Raw genomic sequence first — 23378 nt, forward strand, 5'->3', positions numbered from 1 at the left:
TTGGATAACATCGATAGCCTCTGGAACCAGGCGCTCGGAAAAATTGAAAAAAAGATTAGTAAACCAAGCTTTGAAACTTGGCTTAAATCAACCAAGGCTTATTTACTACAAGGTGATACATTAACAGTCACCGCTCCCAATGAATTTGCCAGGGACTGGCTTGAAGAACGCTATTCACATCTTATTTCTGATGTATTGTTTGAACTTACCGGTGAGGAATTAGAAGCAAGATTCATCATTCCTCCCAATCAAGAAGATGGTGATTTTACTGTTCCTGTTCAGCCTAAAAAGATTAAAAAACAGGATAAAGAACATAATGCATTTCCTCAGCATATGTTAAACGCGAAAAATACCTTTGATACGTTTGTCATCGGCTCCGGCAATCGTTTTGCCCATGCCGCGTCTCTCGCTGTCGCAGAAGCTCCTGCTAAAGCCTATAACCCATTATTTATTTATGGAGGCGTAGGACTAGGTAAAACCCATTTAATGCATGCAATTGGGCATTACGTACTTGAGCATAATCCGAAGGCAAAGGTCGTTTATTTATCTTCTGAAAAATTCACGAACGAATTTATCAATTCAATCCGAGATAATAAAGCAGGGGAATTCCGTGATAGATACCGAAGTGTAGATGTTTTATTAATTGATGATATTCAATTTCTAGCAGGAAAAGAACAAACTCAAGAAGAGTTTTTCCATACATTCAATGCACTACATGAAGAAAGCAAACAGATTGTCATCTCGAGTGACCGTCCTCCAAAAGAGATCCCAACACTCGAAGATCGCCTCCGTTCCCGCTTTGAATGGGGTTTAATTACGGATATCACACCGCCTGATTTAGAAACGCGAATTGCTATTTTACGTAAGAAGGCAAAAGCAGAAGGTCTTGATATTCCAAATGAAGTTATGCTTTATATTGCCAATCAAATTGACTCGAATATTCGTGAACTTGAAGGTGCACTTATACGTGTTGTTGCTTATTCTTCGTTAATTAATAAGGATATTAATGCTGATTTAGCAGCCGAAGCATTAAAAGACATTATTCCAAGCTCGAAACCTAAAATAATCACCATATTAGAAATCCAAAAAACAGTTGGTGAGCATTATAGTGTGAAATTGGAAGATTTCAAAGCGAAAAAACGGACTAAATCTGTAGCCTTTCCAAGGCAGATCGCCATGTATCTTTCCAGGGAGTTAACGGATTCATCTCTGCCAAAGATAGGGGATGAATTTGGTGGTCGCGATCATACGACCGTTATTCATGCGCATGAAAAAATTTCTAAACTCATGCAAACAGATACCCAGCTTCAACGTCAGGTCAAAGAAATACAGGATCAGTTGAAGGTATAGATGATTCTGGATAATGTGTATAACTGATGACTACTTACACACAGTCTGTCCACATGTGGATAGACTGTTTTTCCTTAGGCTGAGTCGACTTATCCACATATCAACAGGCCCTACTACTATTACTACTATCTTTTTTAATAAAAAATATTAATAAATATGCCTATTCGGCAATTAAAAATTTGGAGGATGAAACATGAGATTTATAATTCAAAGAGATCGATTAGTTCATAGTGTCCAAGAAGTAATGAAAGCAGTCACATCAAGAACAACGATTCCTATTTTAACTGGGATAAAAATAAGTGTTACAACTGAAGGTGTTACTTTGACAGGAAGTGATTCCGATATTTCCATTCAATCATTTATTCCAGCTGAAGTAGACGGTGATGAAATTGTTGAAGTGAAAAATAGCGGGGGAATTGTCCTAAATGCTCGTTTTTTCAGTGAAATTGTCAAAAAATTACCGATGGATACTGTAGAAATTGAAGTCGAAAACAACTTTCAAACAATTATTCGCTCAGGTAAAGCTGAATTTAACTTAAATGGACTGGATCCTGAAGAATACCCTCATCTTCCAATCATTGAGGAAGAAAATATTTTCAAGCTTCCAACAGACCTGTTAAAAACTCTTATTCGTCAAACTGGCTTTGCAGTGTCCACCTCAGAAACACGCCCTATCTTAACAGGTGTAAACTTAAAGGTTCAAGATGACGAATTGACCTGTATTGCAACAGATAGTCACAGGCTGGCAATGCGCACAGCAAAAATTGAAAATAAAATTACTGGGACCTATAGCGTTGTGATTCCAGGCAAAAGTCTAAATGAATTAAGTAAAATCCTTGATGATACAAACGAACTCATAGAAATCGTCATTACCGATAATCAAGTCTTATTCAAAGCAGAAAATTTATTATTCTTCTCCCGCCTACTTGAGGGGAATTATCCAGATACGTCCCGCTTGATTCCTTCAGAGAGCAAAACGGATGTAACTGTTCACACAAAAGATTTTCTGCAAGCAATCGACCGAGCATCTTTATTGGCCAGAGAAGGCAGAAATAATGTGGTCAAACTGACAACTTTAGAAGGTCGCATTATCGAAGTCTCTTCTAATACACCTGAAATTGGTAAAGTAATTGAGGAAGTTCAAGCAGAGGCCATTGAAGGTGAGGATTTGAAAATCTCCTTCAGTGCTAAATTTGTTATGGATGCCTTAAAAGTTTTAGAAGGATCGGATATTAAAATCAACTTTACAGGTGCGATGCGTCCATTTGTAATTCGTCCGCTTCATGATGATTCTATGCTTCAATTAATTCTGCCTGTAAGAACTTATTAAGCTAAAATAATATTTCAAAAAAATTAAAGGCTTGTTTAGCAAGCCTTTAATTTTTTTATACTTAAATATAGGCCCCATAAGGTTTTTTACAGCGTTTTTAATTCTGAATAAAACCTAGAACTATAAAAAATAAGAGCGAAAAAAGCTATACTTTGTCTTAATGGGATTTATTTAGTAAAATGAAGTATTAAAGACTACTTAGAAATGAGTGAGGCATGAAATGGACTCCATAAAAATCAGCACAGAATATATTACGCTTGGACAATTTTTAAAATTAGCCGATTTGATTCAAAGCGGCGGAATGTCGAAATGGTTCTTAAGTGAATACGAGGTTTTCATTAATGGCGAATTAGACGTGAGAAGAGGCAGAAAATTAAGATCAGGTGATAAAATAGAGATTCCTGGATTTGGCGTCTTCACAATTACAAGCTAAAACATAAGGGAAGAGCGGAATATGTATATTGAAAATATAAGTTTGAGAAATTACCGCAACTATACCGAATTGAACCTGACTTTTGAGAATAAGGTCAATGTAATCCTCGGCGAAAATGCTCAAGGAAAAACAAATGTCATGGAATCTATTTTTGTTTTAGCAATGGCAAAATCTCACCGGACCTCAAATGATAAAGAACTTATTCGCTGGGATGAAGAGTATGCTAAAATAGAAGGAAGAGTTAGAAAGAGAAATACCTCAATACCACTTGAGCTGACCATTTCAAAAAAAGGGAAAAAGGCGAAGTGCAACCATATTGAACAAAGAAAATTAAGTCAATATGTTGGAAATATGAATGTGGTCATGTTTGCGCCTGAGGATCTTAACCTTGTAAAGGGAAGTCCTCTAGTCAGACGCCGTTTTATAGATATGGAAATTGGCCAGGTTTCTCCCGTATACCTTCATGATATGAGCCAATATCATAAAATACTTCAACAAAGAAATCATTACTTAAAGCTTCTGCAGACCCGGAAACAAACGGATACGACGATGCTTGACGTGCTAACTGATCAATTTATTCAGTATGCAGCGAAAATTGTCGAAAGAAGATACGAGTTTCTTTTAAAGCTCCAGCAGTGGGCAGAGCCAATTCACTCGGGGATCTCCAGAAATCTAGAAGTATTGAAAATCCAATATAAACCGTCGCTTGATGTATCAGAATCTATGGATTTGACGAAAATGATAGAAGTATACACAGAAAAATTTGATAAAATAAAAACAAGGGAAATTGAACGGGGTGTAACACTGGTTGGTCCTCATCGTGACGACCTGGTTTTTTTTGTGAATGACCGTGATGTCCAGACATATGGTTCACAAGGACAACAACGTACAACTGCCCTGTCTTTGAAACTTGCCGAAATTGAGCTGATTCATGAAGAAATCGGCGAGTATCCCATTTTATTATTGGATGATGTGTTATCGGAACTTGACGATTTCCGTCAATCTCATTTACTGAATACGATACAAGGGAAAGTGCAAACATTCGTGACGACACCCTCTGTTGATGGAATCGATCATCAAACCCTAAGAGAAGCGTCCACCTTTTATGTTAGTCAAGGAAGTATAAAAAAGGTTAAATGATGAGGTGAATGTATGTATCTCCATATTGGTGAAGACATTCTTGTGAAAACGGACGATGTCATAGCCATTTTAGATAAGAAGCTGCTCCAGGCCTCTCCAATCATGAGTGAGTTTTTGGAGAAAAAGTCTGATGTAACTTACCATTTAGCAAAAAACTCGGTTAAATCGATTGTAGTGACGGATAAACAGGTCTATTATTCACCGCTTGCGTCGTCCACTTTGAAAAAGCGTTCACTGCAGCCATCGTTATTAATCGATGATATAGATTCTCTTTGAATTTAAGCGATAACGTAATAATTACTCCTGAAATTTTGATAAATGCCAAAAGAAAAGTGTAGGTGATACGTATGACAATGGAACAAAAAGAAGTACAAGCTCAGGCATACGATGAGAATCAGATACAGGTTTTAGAAGGCTTAGAAGCAGTTCGTAAACGTCCGGGGATGTATATCGGTACTACCTCTGCAAAAGGACTTCACCATCTTGTTTGGGAAATTGTCGATAATAGTATTGATGAGGCACTAGCAGGTTTCTGTACTGAAATCAAAGTGACGATCGAAGAAGACAATAGCATAACAGTAGTCGATAATGGTCGGGGAATTCCAGTAGGTATTCATGAAAAAATGGGACGGCCAGCAGTAGAAGTAATCATGACGGTCCTTCATGCGGGCGGTAAATTTGGCGGCGGAGGTTATAAGGTCTCCGGTGGTCTGCATGGTGTAGGAGCTTCAGTAGTTAATGCCCTATCCACGGTATTGGAAGTGTATGTACATCGTGAAGGTAAAATCCACTATCAGCAATTTAACCGAGGGGTCCCTAGAGAAGATTTGAAAATTATTGGGGAAACCGATCATACAGGGACAACAGTACACTTTATTCCGGATCCTGAAATTTTCAAGGAATCCGTGGAATATGATTTCGATACATTAGCCACACGTATCCGTGAGCTTGCATTCTTGAATAAAGGCTTGAAGCTCATCATTGAAGATAAACGTGAAGAAGAAGAGAAAATCAGGGAATACCACTATGAGGGCGGTATCAAATCTTATGTTGAGCATTTGAATCGTTCAAAAGAAGTCCTTCATGAGGAACCGATTTTCATGGAAGGCGAGAAAGAAGGTATATCTGTCGAATTAGCTTTGCAATATAATGACAGCTATATCAGTAACGTTTTTTCCTTTGCCAATAATATTCATACGTATGAAGGCGGTACACATGAATCAGGATTCAAGACTGCGTTAACACGGGTTATCAATGATTATGCACGGAAAAACGGGCTCTTAAAAGAGGCCGACACCAATTTCTCTGGTGAAGATGTCCGTGAAGGGTTAACGGCAATTATTTCTATTAAGCATCCTGAACCGCAATTTGAGGGGCAAACCAAAACCAAACTTGGAAACTCAGAAGTAAGAACGGTTACTGATTCCATTCTATCGGAAAGGTTGGATTCCTTCTTATACGAAAATCCTTCAGTGGCTAGAAAAATTGTTGATAAAGGGCAAATGGCGGCAAGAGCTCGTATGGCGGCCAAGAAAGCACGTGAGTTAACTCGAAGAAAAAGTGCCTTGGAAGTCTCCAGTCTACCTGGTAAACTGGCAGATTGTTCGTCGAAGGATCCGTCTATCAGCGAATTGTACATTGTAGAAGGAAACTCGGCTGGTGGCTCAGCTAAACAGGGACGTGACCGCCATTTCCAAGCTATTCTGCCGCTAAGGGGTAAAATCCTAAATGTGGAAAAGGCGCGATTGGATAGAATCCTTCATAATATAGAAATTGGTACAATTATTACTGCACTCGGAACAGGTATTGGCGATGAATTCAATATTGAAAAAGCTAGATACCATAAAATTGTTATCATGACCGATGCGGATGTAGATGGTGCCCACATTAGAACTTTAATGTTGACATTCTTCTATCGCTATATGCGGAAAATTATAGAGTATGGTTATATTTATATTGCCCAACCACCTCTTTTCAAAATTCAGCAGGGTAAACGAGTGGAATATGCCTATAATGACCGCGAACTAGAACAAATCATGGCGAGCCTGCCAAGCACTCCTAAGCCTAACTTACAGCGCTATAAAGGGTTGGGTGAAATGAACCCAGAGCAACTATGGGAAACAACAATGAACCCTGATACGAGAACGCTACTTCAAGTTAGTTTGAAAGATGCCATTGAGGCAGATGAAACTTTCGAAATGTTGATGGGAGATAAAGTAGAGCCGCGTCGTAACTTTATTGAGGAAAATGCGATTTATGTAAAAAACCTCGATATCTGATTTTTTTGACAGGATGAATTTACATCCTGTTCTTTACATAATGCAAGATCAGTTAAAAAAATGAGAGTAAAAGCTTTATAAAGGAGGTTGGCTCCATGTCAGAAAATGAAAGATCAGGTGTAAAAGAAATAAATATAAGTACCGAGATGCGTACATCTTTTTTGGATTACGCGATGAGCGTTATCGTATCCCGGGCGTTGCCTGATGTAAGGGACGGCTTGAAACCGGTACACAGAAGAATTCTTTATGCGATGAATGATCTTGGTATGACGTCGGATAAACCATTTAAAAAATCAGCCCGTATTGTCGGAGAAGTAATCGGTAAATATCACCCGCATGGTGACTCTGCTGTTTATGAAACGATGGTCAGGATGGCTCAGCCATTTAACTATCGTTATATGCTCGTTGATGGACACGGGAATTTCGGTTCGGTCGATGGTGACCAAGCGGCCGCCATGAGGTATACAGAAGCGAGAATGTCAAAGATTTCGATGGAATTGCTTCGTGATTTGAATAAGGATACGGTTAACTATCAGGATAACTATGATGGTTCAGAAAGAGAACCAGCTGTTATGCCAGCCCGTTTCCCAAACTTATTAGTGAATGGTTCGTCAGGGATAGCAGTCGGAATGGCTACCAATATTCCGCCCCATCAATTAGGTGAGGTAATTGACGGTGTATTGGCTTTAAGTAAGAATCCTGATATAACGATTCCAGAATTGATGGAATTTATCCCTGGTCCAGATTTTCCAACTGCGGGGTTAATTTTAGGGCGCAGTGGAATTAGAAAAGCCTATGAAACTGGAAAAGGGTCAATCATTCAGAGGGCGAGAGTCGAAATTGAAGAGAAGTCCAATGGAAAACAGGTTATTCTAGTTAAAGAAATCCCTTATCAAGTGAACAAAGCAAGATTAATTGAAAAAATTGCAGAACTTGCTCGGGATAAGAAAATTGAAGGTATTACCGATTTACGGGATGAATCAGATCGCAACGGTATGCGTATTGTTATGGAACTACGAAAGGACGTAAATGCAAATGTCCTTTTAAACAACTTGTATAAGCACACTGCAATGCAAACAACCTTCGGAATCAACTTGCTTGCACTGGTGGATGGACAGCCTAAAGTATTGAACTTAAAGCAATGTCTGCACTATTACTTAGAGCATCAACAGGTAGTTATACGTCGTAGAACTGAATTTGAACTACGTAAAGCGGAAGCGCGTGCTCATATTTTAGAAGGTTTGCGTATTGCCCTTGATAATTTGGATGCAGTCATTACATTAATCCGTGGTTCCCAAACTACAGACATTGCCCGAGAAGGGTTAATGACACAATTTTCACTTTCTGAAAAACAGGCACAAGCAATTTTAGATATGCGTTTACAACGCTTGACCGGTTTGGAACGGGAAAAAATTGAAGATGAATATCAAGCATTAATGGCATTAATAGCAGAATATAAAGCTATCCTTGCTGATGAGGAAAAGGTTCTTGAAATTATCCGTGAAGAGCTTCTTGAAATTAAAGAACGATTTAATGATAAAAGAAGAACTGAAATTACATTAGTCGGTTTTGAGAGCTTAGAAGATGAAGATTTGATTCCAGAGGAAAATATAATCGTGACATTGACTCATAACGGTTATATTAAACGTTTGCCTGCAACCACGTACCGCAGCCAAAAACGCGGAGGTCGAGGTATACAGGGAATGGGTACGAATGCAGATGACTTTGTTGGTCACTTGTTAACAACTTCAACTCATGACACACTATTATTCTTTACTAATAAAGGTAAAGTCTATCGTTCCAAAGGATACGAAATTCCTGAATATGGCCGGACGGCAAAAGGACTGCCACTTATCAATTTGCTAGAAGTTGATAAAGGTGAGTGGGTCAATGCAATCATACCGGTGAAGGAATTTGTCGATGATTGGTATTTATTCTTCACAACCAGACACGGTATATCAAAGCGTACACCACTGTCATCCTTTGCAAATATCCGCAATAACGGTTTAATTGCTTTAGGGCTACGAGAAGATGATGAATTGATCTCTGTACGTCTTACGAATGGAGAGAAACAGATTATTATCGGAACAAAAGCCGGAATGATGATTCGTTTCCCTGAAACGGATGTACGCACAATGGGACGTACCGCAGCTGGAGTAAAAGGGATTTCCTTAAGGGCGGATGACGAAGTAGTCGGTATGGAAATTCTTGAAGAAAATGAAGAAGTTTTGATTGTTACGAAAAATGGTTATGGAAAACGGACATCTGCTGAGGAATACCGTATTCAAAGCCGTGGTGGTAAAGGGATAAAAACATGTAATGTCACAGAGAAAAATGGTGAACTTATTGCCGTGAAAACAGTGACAGGAGAAGAAGAGGACTTGATGCTGATTACAGCAGCTGGTGTGTTAATCCGAATGGAAGTCGAAGGTATTTCTAAAACGGGTCGTAATACACAGGGTGTTAAGCTCATTCGTCTCGAATCTGCAGACAATGAATATGTTTCAACGGTGGCCATCGTTGGAAGAGAAGAAGAAGAAAAAGAAGAATTCGTTGAACAAGAAGAAGGAATAGAACAGAATCCAACGAGTATTGATTTAGATTCTGATTCTAACGAAGTAGTCGAAAACGAAGAACCTGAAAAAGATACGGAAGAATAATCGTTTAATAATAGAGACCCAGCCATTATGCTGGGTCTTTTTTTATGAAGTAATTGAGGGTTTACAGGCGAAGTCTCTCTAAAAGATAATGCAAATGATGAGTATATAGTCATGTTTTTTGAGGAAAGATAAAGGTATCATACTAATGAAAAGCTTTTTTTTAGGTATTTAATCACGAAAATTATAGTTTGTTCCATGTTTTTCTAGTAAAATGATATTCATTAAATAACTGTTACAGAGGTGAACAGTTTTGCTAGTAAAAACTCACTATTTAGCTGAAGGATGTATTCTTTCAAAAGATATTAAAGGTCTTACGGACCGCCCTATCATGTATGAAAAAACAATATTGACTAAGGAATTAATAAAGACTTTGCAAGCCTTTTTAATAACAGAGGTTAGCGTTGAAAAAACATTAATTGATGGAAAAAAATTTTTACCGAAAGAAGTTATAGATAATGAACTGGATGAAATAGAAGAGTTTTCAAATTTTACTAATTTATATCTGAAATCGGTTCAAACGTATAAGAGTTTATTTAAAAATTGGCAGGCTGGGAGCAAGGTAGAGGTAGCCATGATTCGTTCAATTCTTATTCCTTTAGTTGATAAAGTCTTGGAGAAACCAGGAAACATTCTGATACTGCACCATTATTGCAATAAAGAAGATTACATGTATCATCATGCTATTTCAACTGGATTAATAGGGGGATATATTGCCTTTAAAATTCAATGCGATTTAGCGGATGTCTATCAAGTAGCTATTGGAGGGTGTTTGGCTGACTGTGGTATGGCTAAGCTGTCACCAAGGATTTTCAATAAAACGACGAGTTTAACTGTCGAAGAAAATGAGGAAATCCACAATCATCCCATTTTTAGCTATAAAATGATAAAAGATAGTTCTATCATTAAGGATAGTGTGAAGTTAGCTATTTTAGAGCATCATGGAAGGTTAGATGGAACTGGCTATCCCCAAACAATAAAAACTAAATCCATGCACTTATTTTCAAAAATCATTGCAGTTGCAGACGTTTTTCATGCCATGACTTCTGAAAGGTTATATAGGAAAAAACAGTCACCATTTAAAGTAATGGAAATGATTTTACATGATGACTTTGGTAAATTTGATTTAGCGGTCGTTAAGACACTATTATCAGGATTAGCTAATTTTTCTATTGGAAGTAAGGTCAAGTTGAACAATGGATCTATTGCTGAAATTGTTTTTATTGATCCAAGTTCTCAAACCAGGCCACTAGTTAAGGTAGTAGATAATGATCAAATAATTAATTTAGGGATAAATCGGGAGTTATATATAGAGGAAATCTTATAATGATAGAAAAAGCTTACTAATTTAATCAGGTAAGCTTCTTCTATATTAAGTAGACAACCAAAGAATTGGGCGAAGTATTTTATTTATTTTAAAATAGCTCTTGCAATTACTTGTGATACTAGATATAATAACTAAGTCGACAGCGAGAGAAAAAAAGTTGTTGACAAAAAATAATATAATTGATATATTATTAAAGTCGCTTACGAGATAAACGACACTGAAATTGCTCTTTGAAAACTGAACAAAACAAAGCGCCAACGTTAATTTTTTAAAGTGAGCACACACTATCAAAAAAGCAAAATGAGCAAGTCAAACATTTCTTCGGAGAGTTTGATCCTGGCTCAGGACGAACGCTGGCGGCGTGCCTAATACATGCAAGTCGAGCGAATCGATGGGAGCTTGCTCCCTGAGATTAGCGGCGGACGGGTGAGTAACACGTGGGCAACCTGCCTATAAGACTGGGATAACTTCGGGAAACCGGAGCTAATACCGGATACGTTCTTTTCTCGCATGAGAGAAGATGGAAAGACGGCCTCTAGCTGTCACTTATAGATGGGCCCGCGGCGCATTAGCTAGTTGGTGAGGTAATGGCTCACCAAGGCGACGATGCGTAGCCGACCTGAGAGGGTGATCGGCCACACTGGGACTGAGACACGGCCCAGACTCCTACGGGAGGCAGCAGTAGGGAATCTTCCGCAATGGACGAAAGTCTGACGGAGCAACGCCGCGTGAACGAAGAAGGCCTTCGGGTCGTAAAGTTCTGTTGTTAGGGAAGAACAAGTACCAGAGTAACTGCTGGTACCTTGACGGTACCTAACCAGAAAGCCACGGCTAACTACGTGCCAGCAGCCGCGGTAATACGTAGGTGGCAAGCGTTGTCCGGAATTATTGGGCGTAAAGCGCGCGCAGGTGGTTCCTTAAGTCTGATGTGAAAGCCCACGGCTCAACCGTGGAGGGTCATTGGAAACTGGGGAACTTGAGTGCAGAAGAGGAAAGTGGAATTCCAAGTGTAGCGGTGAAATGCGTAGAGATTTGGAGGAACACCAGTGGCGAAGGCGACTTTCTGGTCTGTAACTGACACTGAGGCGCGAAAGCGTGGGGAGCAAACAGGATTAGATACCCTGGTAGTCCACGCCGTAAACGATGAGTGCTAAGTGTTAGAGGGTTTCCGCCCTTTAGTGCTGCAGCTAACGCATTAAGCACTCCGCCTGGGGAGTACGGCCGCAAGGCTGAAACTCAAAGGAATTGACGGGGGCCCGCACAAGCGGTGGAGCATGTGGTTTAATTCGAAGCAACGCGAAGAACCTTACCAGGTCTTGACATCCTCTGACAACCCTAGAGATAGGGCGTTCCCCTTCGGGGGACAGAGTGACAGGTGGTGCATGGTTGTCGTCAGCTCGTGTCGTGAGATGTTGGGTTAAGTCCCGCAACGAGCGCAACCCTTGATCTTAGTTGCCAGCATTCAGTTGGGCACTCTAAGGTGACTGCCGGTGACAAACCGGAGGAAGGTGGGGATGACGTCAAATCATCATGCCCCTTATGACCTGGGCTACACACGTGCTACAATGGATGGTACAAAGGGCTGCAAACCTGCGAAGGTAAGCGAATCCCATAAAGCCATTCTCAGTTCGGATTGTAGGCTGCAACTCGCCTACATGAAGCCGGAATCGCTAGTAATCGCGGATCAGCATGCCGCGGTGAATACGTTCCCGGGCCTTGTACACACCGCCCGTCACACCACGAGAGTTTGTAACACCCGAAGTCGGTGAGGTAACCTTTATGGAGCCAGCCGCCTAAGGTGGGACAGATGATTGGGGTGAAGTCGTAACAAGGTAGCCGTATCGGAAGGTGCGGCTGGATCACCTCCTTTCTAAGGATAAATACGAGAGCGCTTTTGTTTTGTTCAGTTTTGAATGAGTAATTCATTCAATTAAATAGTAATCCCGCGATAAGCTTGGGAAGCAGAAGCTTATTATTTTATGTGAATGGGCCTATAGCTCAGCTGGTTAGAGCGCACGCCTGATAAGCGTGAGGTCGATGGTTCGAGTCCATTTAGGCCCACCATTCATTTCCCTATAATGGGGCCTTAGCTCAGCTGGGAGAGCGCCTGCCTTGCACGCAGGAGGTCAGCGGTTCGATCCCGCTAGGCTCCACCAATTGAAACAATCACGTTGTGATTGGGACAATTTGTTCCTTGAAAACTAGATAATAGATAGAAGGCAATTAATTTTTTCAAAGCATCAGTAAGATCTTTTTTAACGGTTAAGTTAGAAAGGGCGCACGGTGGATGCCTTGGCACTAGGAGCCGATGAAGGACGGGACTAACACCGATATGCTTCGGGGAGCTGTAAGTAAGCTTTGATCCGGAGATTTCCGAATGGGGAAACCCACTGTTCGTAATGGAACAGTATCTTTACCTGAATACATAGGGTACTGAAGGCAGACCCGGGGAACTGAAACATCTAAGTACCCGGAGGAAGAGAAAGCAAATGCGATTTCCTGAGTAGCGGCGAGCGAAACGGAATTAGCCCAAACCAAGAGGCTTGCCTCTTGGGGTTGTAGGACACTCAACATGGAGTTACAAAGGAACGGGGTAAATGAAGTGATCTGGAAAGGTCCGTCAAAGAAGGTAAAAACCCTGTAGTTGAAACTTCGTTCCCTCCTGAGTGGATCCTGAGTACGGCGGGACACGAGAAATCCCGTCGGAAGCAGGGAGGACCATCTCCCAAGGCTAAATACTACCTAGTGACCGATAGTGAACCAGTACCGTGAGGGAAAGGTGAAAAGCACCCCGGAAGGGGAGTGAAATAGATCCTGAAACCGTGTGCCTACAAGTAGTCAAAGCCCGTTAATGGGTAATGGCGTGCCTTTTGTAGAATGAACCGGCGAGTTACGATTTCATGCGAGGTTAAGTTGATAAGACGGAGCCGCAGCGAAAGCGAGTCTGAATAGGGCGAATGAGTATGAGGTCGTAGACCCGAAACCAGGTGATCTACCCATGTCCAGGGTGAAGTTCAGGTAACACTGAATGGAGGCCCGAACCCACGCACGTTGAAAAGTGCGGGGATGAGGTGTGGGTAGCGGAGAAATTCCAATCGAACCTGGAGATAGCTGGTTCTCTCCGAAATAGCTTTAGGGCTAGCCTCAAGATGAGAGTATTGGAGGTAGAGCACTGATTGGACTAGGGGCCCCCAACGGGTTACCGAATTCAGTCAAACTCCGAATGCCAAATACTTATTCTTGGGAGTCAGACTGCGAGTGATAAGATCCGTAGTCGAAAGGGAAACAGCCCAGACCACCAGCTAAGGTCCCAAAGTATACGTTAAGTGGAAAAGGATGTGGAGTTGCTTAGACAACCAGGATGTTGGCTCAGAAGCAGCCATCATTTAAAGAGTGCGTAATAGCTCACTGGTCGAGTGACTCCGCGCCGAAAATGTACCGGGGCTAAACGTATCACCGAAGCTGTGGATTGACACCGTATGGTGTCGATGGTAGGAGAGCGTTCTAAGGGCGTTGAAGTCAGACCGGAAGGACTGGTGGAGCGCTTAGAAGTGAGAATGCCGGTATGAGTAGCGAAAGAAGGGTGAGAATCCCTTCCACCGAATGCCTAAGGTTTCCTGAGGAAGGCTCGTCCGCTCAGGGTTAGTCGGGACCTAAGCCGAGGCCGAAAGGCGTAGGCGATGGACAACAGGTTGATATTCCTGTACCACCTATACATCGTTTGAACGATGGGGGGACGCAGAAGGATAGGGTAAGCGCGCTGTTGGATATGCGCGTCCAAGCAGTTAGGCCGGAAACGAGGCAAATCCCGTTTCCATTAAGGCGGAGCTGTGATGGCGAGGGAAATATAGTACCGAAGTTCCTGATTCCACGCTGCCAAGAAAAGCCTCTAGTGAGATGTAAGGTGCCCGTACCGCAAACCGACACAGGTAGGCGAGGAGAGAATCCTAAGGTGTGCGAGAGAACTCTCGTTAAGGAACTCGGCAAAATGACCCCGTAACTTCGGGAGAAGGGGTGCTTTTTAGGGTGAATAGCCCAGAAAAGCCGCAGTGAATAGGCCCAGGCGACTGTTTAGCAAAAACACAGGTCTCTGCGAAGCCGCAAGGCGAAGTATAGGGGCTGACACCTGCCCGGTGCTGGAAGGTTAAGGGGAGAGGTTAGCGCAAGCGAAGCTTTGAACCGAAGCCCCAGTAAACGGCGGCCGTAACTATAACGGTCCTAAGGTAGCGAAATTCCTTGTCGGGTAAGTTCCGACCCGCACGAAAGGTGTAACGATCTGGGCACTGTCTCAACGAGAGACTCGGTGAAATTATAGTACCTGTGAAGATGCAGGTTACCCGCGACAGGACGGAAAGACCCCGTGGAGCTTTACTGCAGCCTGATATTGAATTTTGGTACAGCTTGTACAGGATAGGTAGGAGCCTGAGAAGCCGGAGCGCTAGCTTCGGTGGAGGCGTTGGTGGGATACTACCCTGGCTGTATTGAAATTCTAACCCGCGCCCCTTATCGGGGTGGGAGACAGTGTCAGGTGGGCAGTTTGACTGGGGCGGTCGCCTCCTAAAGAGTAACGGAGGCGCCCAAAGGTTCCCTCAGAATGGTTGGAAATCATTCGTAGAGTGTAAAGGCACAAGGGAGCTTGACTGCGAGACCTACAAGTCGAGCAGGGACGAAAGTCGGGCTTAGTGATCCGGTGGTTCCGCATGGAAGGGCCATCGCTCAACGGATAAAAGCTACCCCGGGGATAACAGGCTTATCTCCCCCAAGAGTCCACATCGACGGGGAGGTTTGGCACCTCGATGTCGGCTCATCGCATCCTGGGGCTGTAGTCGGTCCCAAGGGTTGGGCTGTTCGCCCATTAAAGCGGTACGCGAGCTGGGTTCAGAACGTCGTGAGACAGTTCGGTCCCTATCCGTCGCGGGCGCAGGAAATTTGAGAGGAGCTGTCCTTAGTACGAGAGGACCGGGATGGACGCACCGCTGGTGTACCAGTTGTCTTGCCAAAGGCATAGCTGGGTAGCTACGTGCGGACGGGATAAGTGCTGAAAGCATCTAAGCATGAAGCCCCCCTCGAGATGAGATTTCCCATAGCGCAAGCTAGTAAGATCCCTGAAAGATGATCAGGTTGATAGGTCAGAGGTGGAAGCGTGGCGACATGTGGAGCTGACTGATACTAATAGATCGAGGACTTAACCACGCTTTAAAAAATGAAATACCTTCTTATTATCTAGTTTTGAAGGAACAACGTTCCTTTATTGTTTGGTGGCGATAGCGAAGAGGTCACACCCGTTCCCATTCCGAACACGGCAGTTAAGCTCTTCAGCGCCGATGGTAGTTGGGGGTTTCCCCCTGTGAGAGTAGGACGCCGCCAAGCCATTCAAAAAGATCAGCCATCCTTGGCTGGTCTTTTTCGTATATCAGATTTTCCATAAGTCATTTCCTATTGGAAGGTAGTTAGAATAATCAGGGGTTGAACCTTTCAGACCTAATCCATTCAAATATTAAAAATGGTACCTTAGATTGGCTTATTTTAAGGAATTGCACTATACAGGGGTAATCATCATTAGGCATAGTTTTCATCAACTCTGCCCACCATTCTGTTTCATAACGAGCTATTATACTTAGGTTATAAGAGATTAAATAATGAATCAAAAGTTCAGGTAATAAAAAAGCCGACGAACTTTTATTGAGGGATAACATGAATTGTTCCTCTACCAAGTTATACCGTATAGGAGAAGGAGCATTATAAACAAGAACTTTATCTGTTTGTATTAGCAGTTTTCCAGGAGTTTCTGTAAGGTGATATATTTGATTTATTTTTGATGTCAAAAACTCCTCAAAGCGGCTACTAGTCATTTGATAGCTATCCAATATGGTAGAAGGCAATTGAAAACCATCAGAAGAAGGTAACAGAGGTATAAAGTTTTTACGGGAAATATTCCATGCAAGGCTTTGCATATCTGGAATTTCCTTTAATAACGTTCCCATAGAAAATTTTTCACCTTCCATATGTTTTAAATTAAATATTTTTTCAGCAATACAGGTGAAAAGTCCATTCTTTTGCGTTTTTACCTCATCTTTTAAAAAGTCGTATTGTTGCTTTTTTCTCTTTCTTGTAGTTACCCCATGAGCAAGCAACGAAGTGGACTCCGGGTAGTTGGGATCGATGGTAAGTAGACAGGCCTTTAACAATTGGGTAAATCCATAAAAGGATAAAATTGGTTGGATAGAAAGTGGTGCTATAGCAGCCTGGTTATAATAGGTTTTCGCATGTTCAAGATGGTATATAAAAGGATAACAGTTTTCGTAACTTTTTATTTCTGCATCTTCTATTTTTTCATGTGTGTAACATTTTTGTAAAAAAAGTTGAGATGAAGATGCAGAAAAAAAAGGCATATATTTATCGAAATTATCATTGTTTTCAGGCATTGCAGCCTCTCCTTTGAATTGATAGAATAATCTAACATTTATTTCTCTTCTTGACAGTAGTATGTCCTATTGATAACCTACAAATAATATTTTTAAGCAGGAGGGGAAAATTATGTGGGAAAATAAATTTGCAAAAGAAGGTTTAACCTTTGATGATGTCCTATTAATTCCAGCGAAATCAGAGGTTTTACCGAAAGATGTTAACCTTCAAGTCAACTTAGCCGAGAATTTAAAGCTCAACCTTCCTATCATCAGTGCAGGAATGGATACCGTAACAGAAGCAGAGATGGCAATTGCTATGGCTCGTCAAGGTGGGTTAGGTATTATTCATAAGAATATGTCGATTGAAGCACAAGCTGAATTAGTTGATAAAGTAAAACGTTCAGAAAGCGGTGTTATTACAGATCCATTTTTCCTAACACCAGATCACCAAGTGTTTGATGCAGAGCATTTAATGGGTAAATACCGTATTTCGGGTGTACCAGTTGTTAATAATGAACAGGATCAAAAACTTGTTGGTATTATTACGAACCGTGATTTGCGATTTATTTCCGATTTTTCCTTGAAGATTTCTAGTGTTATGACAATAGAGAATCTGGTTACAGCTCCAGTTGGAACTAACTTGGAACAAGCCGAGAAAATTCTTCAGAAGTATAAAATTGAAAAACTCCCTCTTGTAGACGATAACGGTGTATTAAAAGGGCTTATTACAATCAAGGATATCGAGAAAGTTATTGAGTTCCCTAATTCAGCAAAAGATAAGCAAGGTAGATTACTCGCAGGTGCTGCTGTCGGTGTGACTAAAGATACAATGAAGCGTGTAGAAATGCTTGTTAAGTCTCAAGTAGATGCAATTGTACTTGATACTGCTCATGGTCATTCAGCAGGCGTCCTTGACGCAGTAAAGGAGATTCGCGGGAAATATCCTGAACTTACTATCATCGCTGGTAACGTGGCCACTGCGGAAGGAACGAAAGCACTGATTGAAGCAGGAGCCGATGTTGTTAAAGTGGGAATTGGACCGGGATCTATTTGTACTACAAGAGTTGTAGCTGGTGTAGGCGTTCCTCAAATTACGGCCGTTTTCGATTGCGCAACAGAAGCAAGGAAACATGGAAAAACAATTATCGCTGATGGCGGAATTAAATACTCGGGTGATATCGTTAAAGCTCTAGCCGCAGGTGGACACGCAGTCATGCTTGGAAGTATGCTTGCCGGTGTAACTGAAAGCCCAGGTGAAACAGAAATCTTCCAAGGACGCCGTTTTAAAGTGTACCGGGGAATGGGTTCTGTTGCAGCAATGGAAAAAGGTTCTAAGGATCGTTACTTCCAGGAAGATAATAAGAAATTTGTTCCAGAGGGCATAGAAGGACGCCTTCCATATAAAGGACCTCTTTCAGATACTATTTTCCAACTGATCGGTGGTATTCGTTCAGGAATGGGATATTGCGGTACAGCTTCATTAGAAGATTTGAGAGAAAACTCTCAATTTATTAAAATGACTGGTGCGGGGTTAAGGGAAAGTCACCCACATGATGTTCAAATTACAAAAGAAGCGCCGAACTATTCATTGTAATAAATTTAACTTATAATTGTCATTAAAATTTAAAGTGAAAATAGGCAGGGTCTCCGATGACTCTGTCTATTTTTTTTATTTCTTCTGTGATAAACTAAACAAGGATTAAGGGAAATAGATAGAGTTTCTTCTTTTGTTATAGAGATAAGCTTAATAGTTGGAGGTATTGGAAATTGAAAAAAATCAGCAAGATTACCCTCATTTTCACTTTTGTTTTTGTTCTTGTTATGTCGCAATTTGCCTATCAACCGGGGGAAGCTGAAGCTGAATCTGATAATTTAGGTTTAAAGGCAGAGGCAGCCATCATTATAGATGGTAAAACAGGACAAATCGTGTATGAAAAAAATGCCGATAAAGTATTAGGGATTGCATCCATGTCAAAAATGATGACAGAATATATCATAATGGAGTCAATTGAAAATGGGAAAATCACTTGGGATCAAAAAGTTAAAATAAATAAGTATGTACATGATCTTTCAAAAGCACCGAATTTGTCGAATGTTGGTTTAACAGAAGGTGAAGATTATACAGTTAAGGAACTATATCAAGCGATGGCTGTCTATTCAGGAAATGCAGCGACAGTAGCCTTAGCTCAGCTAGTTTCAGGTAGTGAAAAGAATTTTGTGAAATTGATGAACGAAAAAGCGAAAAAGCTAGGTCTGAAAAACCATAAATTCGTCAATGCCAGCGGCTTGAATAACTCTAATTTGTTAGGGGAGTATCCTACTGGTAAAAAAGATGAAGAAAATGTAATGACAGCAACTGATACTGCACTTCTTGCTTATCGTCTTATTAATGATTATCCGGAAGTATTAAAGTATGCCAGCATTTCTAAATTGAAGTTCCGTGATGGGAAAGAGTATCCAAACTTCAACTGGATGTTACCTGGTCTGATTTTTGAATATAAAGGTGTAGACGGTCTGAAAACAGGTTCTACTGACTTTGCCGGTTATGGTCATACGGGGACAGTTATCCGAGATGGTCAACGTTATATTACAGTGGTTATGAAGTCTACTACTAAAAATGAACGCTTCAGGGATAGTACTAAGCTGATGGACTATGCATATGCAACATTTGAAAAAGAAAAAATTCTTCCTGCCAATTACCAAGTGAAAGGGAAAGAAACCCTTTCGGTAGTTAAAGGTAAGGAGAAAAATGTTAATATCCAATCTAAAAAAGCGATTGAACTGCTTGTTGAGAATGGTGAGAAAGAAAACTATAAAACAGAATTAGTGATTGATAAAAACAAATTGGACAAAGACGGTAAGTTGACTGCACCAATCAAAAAAGGTGAGAAGGTTGGCTACATCACTGTTACTCCTAAAAATGGTAAAGATTACGGGTATATTAACGGGGATTCAGCGAAAGTTGACGTCGTAGCTGCAGAATCTGTTGAAAAAGCAAACTGGTTTGTGTTATCAATGCGAGCAGTTGGTGGATTCTTTGGTGATGTATGGAGCAGTGTATCTTCTACTGTAAAAGGCTGGTTTTAAGTTTCGTGTATAAAACGGTTGCGTAATGTATAAAATTATAGTACATTATGGAAAAGAATTTGATTATGAGAAAGCCATGACAGGATATAGTAACAAATATTTCTTTCTAAAGAGAGCCGATGGCTGGTGGAAATCGGTGTTAGAGTTTTGTGAATCCCTCCTGGAGCAGAGTATGGAACACCTTAATTGGGTCAGTAATTACTTTCGGTTAAAAGCCGTTATCGTGATAAGTGGAAGGTGTTTTTCATATGCCTTCAACTAGGGTGGCAACGCGGGTTAACTCTCGTCCCTTCTTCAGGGGACGGGAGTTTTTTGCGTTCTCTGATAAATTATCAAATCATAAATGAGGAGGAACTGTAAATGTTGGATTTGAAATATGTACGAAATAATTTTGAAGAAGTGAAACGTGTTCTGCAATTTAGAGGAGAAGATTTAACTGATTTAGGTAAATTTGAGGAGTTAGACGTGAAGCGTCGATCTTTAATTGCTGATACAGAAAAACTGAAAAGTAAACGGAATGAAGTTTCACAGCAAGTAGCTGTATTGAAACGGGAGAAAAAAGATGCAGACCAGTTGATTGTGGAAATGCGTGAGGTTGGTGATCAAATCAAAGGATTTGATGATGAACTTCGTGAAGTAGAATCCCAGTTAGGAACGCTGCTGCTTTCTATCCCTAATATTCCACATGAAAGTGTACCAGTGGGTGAAACGGAAGATGATAATGTTGAAATCCGTAAATGGGGCGAATTGCCGCAATTTAAGTTTGAACCGAAACCACATTGGGATGTGGCTGGAGATTTAGGAATCCTTGATTTTGAACGGGCAGCAAAAGTAACCGGAAGCCGATTTGTTTTTTATAGAGGTCTCGGTGCTCGTTTAGAGCGTGCGTTAATTAGTTTTATGCTCGACCTTCATGTTGAAGAACATGGATATGAAGAAATGCTGCCTCCATATATGGTGAACCGTGCAAGCATGACAGGCACAGGTCAGTTACCTAAATTCGAGGAAGATGCTTTCCGTATTGAGAGCGACGATTATTTCTTGATTCCAACAGCTGAAGTGCCTGTGACAAATTTCCATCGTGATGAAATCCTAAGCATAGACGATCTGCCGATAAGCTATGCAGCATACAGTGCATCTTTCCGTTCAGAAGCAGGTTCTGCTGGTCGCGATACTCGTGGGTTAATTCGCCAGCACCAGTTTAATAAAGTGGAATTAGTGAAGTTTGTAAAGCCAGAAGACTCTTATGCAGAATTGGAAAACCTTACAGGACATGCTGAAAAAGTCCTTCAATTGCTAGGCCTTCCTTATCGAGTATTAAGCATGTGTACAGGCGATCTTGGTTTCACTGCTGCGAAAAAGTATGATATCGAAGTCTGGATCCCGAGCTATGGAACGTATCGCGAAATTTCTTCTTGTAGTAACTTCGAAGCATTCCAGGCTAGACGGGCTAATATCCGTTTCCGCCGTGATGTTAAAGGGAAACCAGAACATATTCATACACTAAATGGGTCAGGATTGGCAATCGGCCGGACAGTTGCCGCACTATTGGAAAATTATCAGCAGGAAGATGGCAGTGTTGTCATCCCTGAAGTATTACGACCTTATATGCGCGGTGCGGAAGTCATTAAACCATAATGTTTCAAAAGTATAAAAGGAACAGTTTCTCGTAATAGAGAAGCTGTTCTTTTTTTTATCTGGTTTAATAATTATTTTAAAAAAATGTTCTAAGAGTGCTTGACTTTGATTTTGATTCAATGTATTATAATAAATGTTGATACGGAGGTATACCCAAGTTCGGCTGAAGGGATCGGTCTTGAAAACCGACAGGGGAGTCAAATCCCGCGGGGGTTCGAATCCCTCTACCTCCTCCATAACTTATTAATAACCACAGCGCATAAATTGGATATCGTTGAATTCCGTTACAGAAATGTAACGGGATTTTTGTTTTCTAATATAATAAAAACCACCGGAATTCCCGGTGGTTTTTATTTTTTATATTTTTCGTAATAATCTGGTTTGCTCCATATATTCTGCGATCCGTTTTATAAGAGGTTCAATACTATTCTCATCTTGCATAAGGTCATATTCATTAATATTTAATCGAAGGACTGGACATGCATTAAATTGATCAATCCATTCTTCGTAACGGCCGTGCATTTCCTTCCAATACTCAATAGGAGTGTGCTGTTCCATTGGCCGCCCCCGTTCTTGGATCCGGTCGAGGATATCATCAAGTGATCCCTCGAGATAGATAAGCAAGTCAGGATGAGGGAAGTAGGGTGTCATTACCATCGCGTTGAATAGGCTTGTGTACGTTTCGTAGTCTACTTCGTTCATTGTCCCTTTTTCATAATGCATCTTTGCAAAAATTCCTGTGTCTTCGTAGATGGAACGATCTTGGATAAAACCGCCGCCATATTCAAAGATTTTTTTCTGCTCTTTAAACCGTTCAGCGAGGAAGTAGATTTGCAGGTGGAAACTCCAACGATCAAAATCATCGTAAAATTTATCCAGGTAGGGGTTCGTATCAACCTTTTCAAAAGATGTCCTAAATTGTAGGGCATTCGCTAATGCATTGGTCATGGTCGATTTACCTACACCAACCGTCCCTGCTATCGTAATGACGGCGTTGTTTGGAATATTATACTTCTTTCGTAAGTTCATGTGGCTGTACTCCTTTTTGCAGGGCATTCTCTATTTGGATGATTATCGTGTTCAAGTCATTCCTATTCCCAACGAAGTCCAATTCATCTCCATTAAATGTAAGAACAGGTATGTCAGGGTGCTGTTTCTCAAACGTTTCCATAAATGTTTGATAATCCGAAGATAACTGCTCTAAATAATGGGAGCTGATGTTTTTTTCGAATTCACGTCCTCTTTTGCCGATTCGGGACAGAAGAGTATCTATACTTGCGTTTAAATAAATAACCATATTTGGTTTTGGCATATCTCGAGTTAAGATATTGAATATTTCAAGGTATTTATTGTATTGTCCGTTTTTTAACGTACGTTCAGCAAATATTAAGTTCTTGAATATATGGTAATCAGCCACTACGGCTTGGTCATTAGTAAGGAACTTCGTTTCAATATCTTCTAATTGCTTGTAACGGTTACATAGAAAAAACATTTCTGTTTGAAAGCTCCACTCATCGATATTGTTATAAAATTTCCCGAGAAATGGATTCTCATCAACAATTTCCTTTAATAGTGAAATTTGGAAATGGTCAGCGATAACTTTTGCTAGTGATGTTTTCCCTACACCGATTGGACCTTCGACAGTGATAAATGGGGTGGTTTTCATCCATTCTGTCCTCCTTCAATGAGGTATCGGACTGAAACTCCCAGTTTATTAGGTTTTTCAGCCA

14 protein-coding genes, 3 tRNA genes, 3 rRNA genes and 1 other annotated feature are annotated in these 23378 nt (G+C 40.9%); of the genes, 17 read left to right on the top strand and 3 right to left on the bottom strand.

Going from position 1 to position 23378, the window contains the following annotated elements:
* The 13 genes from dnaA to rrf all read left to right on the top strand — a co-directional run bounded on the left by dnaA (position 1) and on the right by rrf (position 15886).
* Positions 1 to 1350, top strand: a complete 1350-nt coding sequence (gene dnaA / locus NST21_RS00005; protein WP_056521952.1) for a chromosomal replication initiator protein DnaA — start codon at positions 1 to 3, stop codon at positions 1348 to 1350.
* Between the two features lie 193 nt (positions 1351 to 1543).
* Positions 1544 to 2680: a DNA polymerase III subunit beta gene (gene dnaN, locus NST21_RS00010; protein WP_340887218.1), complete on the top strand. Its 1137-nt coding sequence runs from the start codon at positions 1544 to 1546 to the stop codon at positions 2678 to 2680.
* A gap of 220 nt (positions 2681 to 2900) precedes the next feature.
* Positions 2901 to 3113, top strand: a complete 213-nt coding sequence (yaaA, locus tag NST21_RS00015) for a S4 domain-containing protein YaaA (protein ID WP_053348305.1) — start codon at positions 2901 to 2903, stop codon at positions 3111 to 3113.
* Positions 3114 to 3134: 21 nt separating this feature from the next.
* Positions 3135 to 4253 (top strand): DNA replication/repair protein RecF, encoded by a 1119-nt coding sequence (gene recF, locus NST21_RS00020; RefSeq protein WP_053348304.1) that lies wholly within the window; start codon positions 3135 to 3137, stop codon positions 4251 to 4253.
* A gap of 12 nt (positions 4254 to 4265) precedes the next feature.
* The gene (gene remB / locus NST21_RS00025; protein WP_053348303.1) at positions 4266 to 4529 is read left to right on the top strand and encodes an extracellular matrix regulator RemB; all 264 of its coding nucleotides are present in this window, start codon (positions 4266 to 4268) and stop codon (positions 4527 to 4529) included.
* A gap of 77 nt (positions 4530 to 4606) precedes the next feature.
* Entirely contained in the window at positions 4607 to 6532 is a 1926-nt protein-coding gene (gyrB, locus tag NST21_RS00030; protein WP_340892430.1) for a DNA topoisomerase (ATP-hydrolyzing) subunit B, read from the top strand.
* Positions 6533 to 6627: 95 nt separating this feature from the next.
* Positions 6628 to 9192 (top strand): DNA gyrase subunit A, encoded by a 2565-nt coding sequence (gyrA, locus tag NST21_RS00035; protein WP_340887220.1) that lies wholly within the window; start codon positions 6628 to 6630, stop codon positions 9190 to 9192.
* Between the two features lie 328 nt (positions 9193 to 9520).
* The gene (locus tag NST21_RS00040) at positions 9521 to 10516 is read left to right on the top strand and encodes an HD-GYP domain-containing protein (RefSeq protein ID WP_340887222.1); all 996 of its coding nucleotides are present in this window, start codon (positions 9521 to 9523) and stop codon (positions 10514 to 10516) included.
* Positions 10517 to 10834: 318 nt separating this feature from the next.
* Positions 10835 to 12386, top strand: a 16S ribosomal RNA gene (locus NST21_RS00045).
* A 117-nt stretch (positions 12387 to 12503) separates the two neighbouring features.
* Positions 12504 to 12580, top strand: a tRNA-Ile gene (locus NST21_RS00050).
* A 16-nt stretch (positions 12581 to 12596) separates the two neighbouring features.
* A tRNA-Ala gene (locus NST21_RS00055) sits at positions 12597 to 12672 on the top strand.
* A 104-nt stretch (positions 12673 to 12776) separates the two neighbouring features.
* Positions 12777 to 15709, top strand: a 23S ribosomal RNA gene (locus NST21_RS00060).
* A gap of 61 nt (positions 15710 to 15770) precedes the next feature.
* Positions 15771 to 15886 (top strand): 5S ribosomal RNA (gene rrf / locus NST21_RS00065).
* The 16S, 23S and 5S rRNA genes sit together here with 2 tRNA genes alongside, the layout of an rRNA operon.
* Positions 15887 to 15975: 89 nt before the next feature.
* On the opposite strand, the gene NST21_RS00070 is transcribed toward rrf, so the two are convergent.
* Positions 15976 to 16941, bottom strand: a complete 966-nt coding sequence (locus NST21_RS00070; protein ID WP_340887224.1) for a YaaC family protein — start codon at positions 16939 to 16941, stop codon at positions 15976 to 15978.
* Between the two features lie 112 nt (positions 16942 to 17053).
* On the opposite strand from NST21_RS00070, the gene guaB reads away from it, so the two are divergent.
* The 4 genes from guaB to NST21_RS00090 all read left to right on the top strand — a co-directional run bounded on the left by guaB (position 17054) and on the right by NST21_RS00090 (position 21884).
* Entirely contained in the window at positions 17054 to 18517 is a 1464-nt protein-coding gene (guaB, locus tag NST21_RS00075; RefSeq protein ID WP_056528966.1) for an IMP dehydrogenase, read from the top strand.
* A gap of 173 nt (positions 18518 to 18690) precedes the next feature.
* Positions 18691 to 20010, top strand: coding sequence for a D-alanyl-D-alanine carboxypeptidase family protein (locus NST21_RS00080; RefSeq protein ID WP_116821256.1), 1320 nt, complete (start codon positions 18691 to 18693; stop codon positions 20008 to 20010).
* 67 nt (positions 20011 to 20077) lie between these two features.
* Positions 20078 to 20304, top strand: a binding site (T-box leader).
* 66 nt (positions 20305 to 20370) lie between these two features.
* Entirely contained in the window at positions 20371 to 21648 is a 1278-nt protein-coding gene (gene serS, locus NST21_RS00085; RefSeq protein ID WP_056528968.1) for a serine--tRNA ligase, read from the top strand.
* 143 nt (positions 21649 to 21791) lie between these two features.
* Positions 21792 to 21884 (top strand) — tRNA-Ser (locus NST21_RS00090).
* Positions 21885 to 22005: 121 nt separating this feature from the next.
* On the opposite strand, the gene NST21_RS00095 is transcribed toward NST21_RS00090, so the two are convergent.
* Positions 22006 to 22677, bottom strand: a complete 672-nt coding sequence (locus NST21_RS00095) for a deoxynucleoside kinase (protein ID WP_340887227.1) — start codon at positions 22675 to 22677, stop codon at positions 22006 to 22008.
* Positions 22655 to 23314 carry a deoxynucleoside kinase gene (locus NST21_RS00100; RefSeq protein ID WP_340887229.1) on the bottom strand — a complete coding sequence of 220 codons (660 nt, stop codon included), beginning with the start codon at positions 23312 to 23314 and terminating at the stop codon, positions 22655 to 22657. Before NST21_RS00100 ends, NST21_RS00095 begins: the two co-directional genes overlap by 23 nt.
* Positions 23315 to 23378 lie beyond the last annotated feature (64 nt).

It is taken from the genome of Peribacillus sp. FSL K6-1552 (assembly GCF_038005205.1).
Lineage (GTDB): Bacteria > Bacillota > Bacilli > Bacillales > DSM-1321 > Peribacillus > Peribacillus butanolivorans.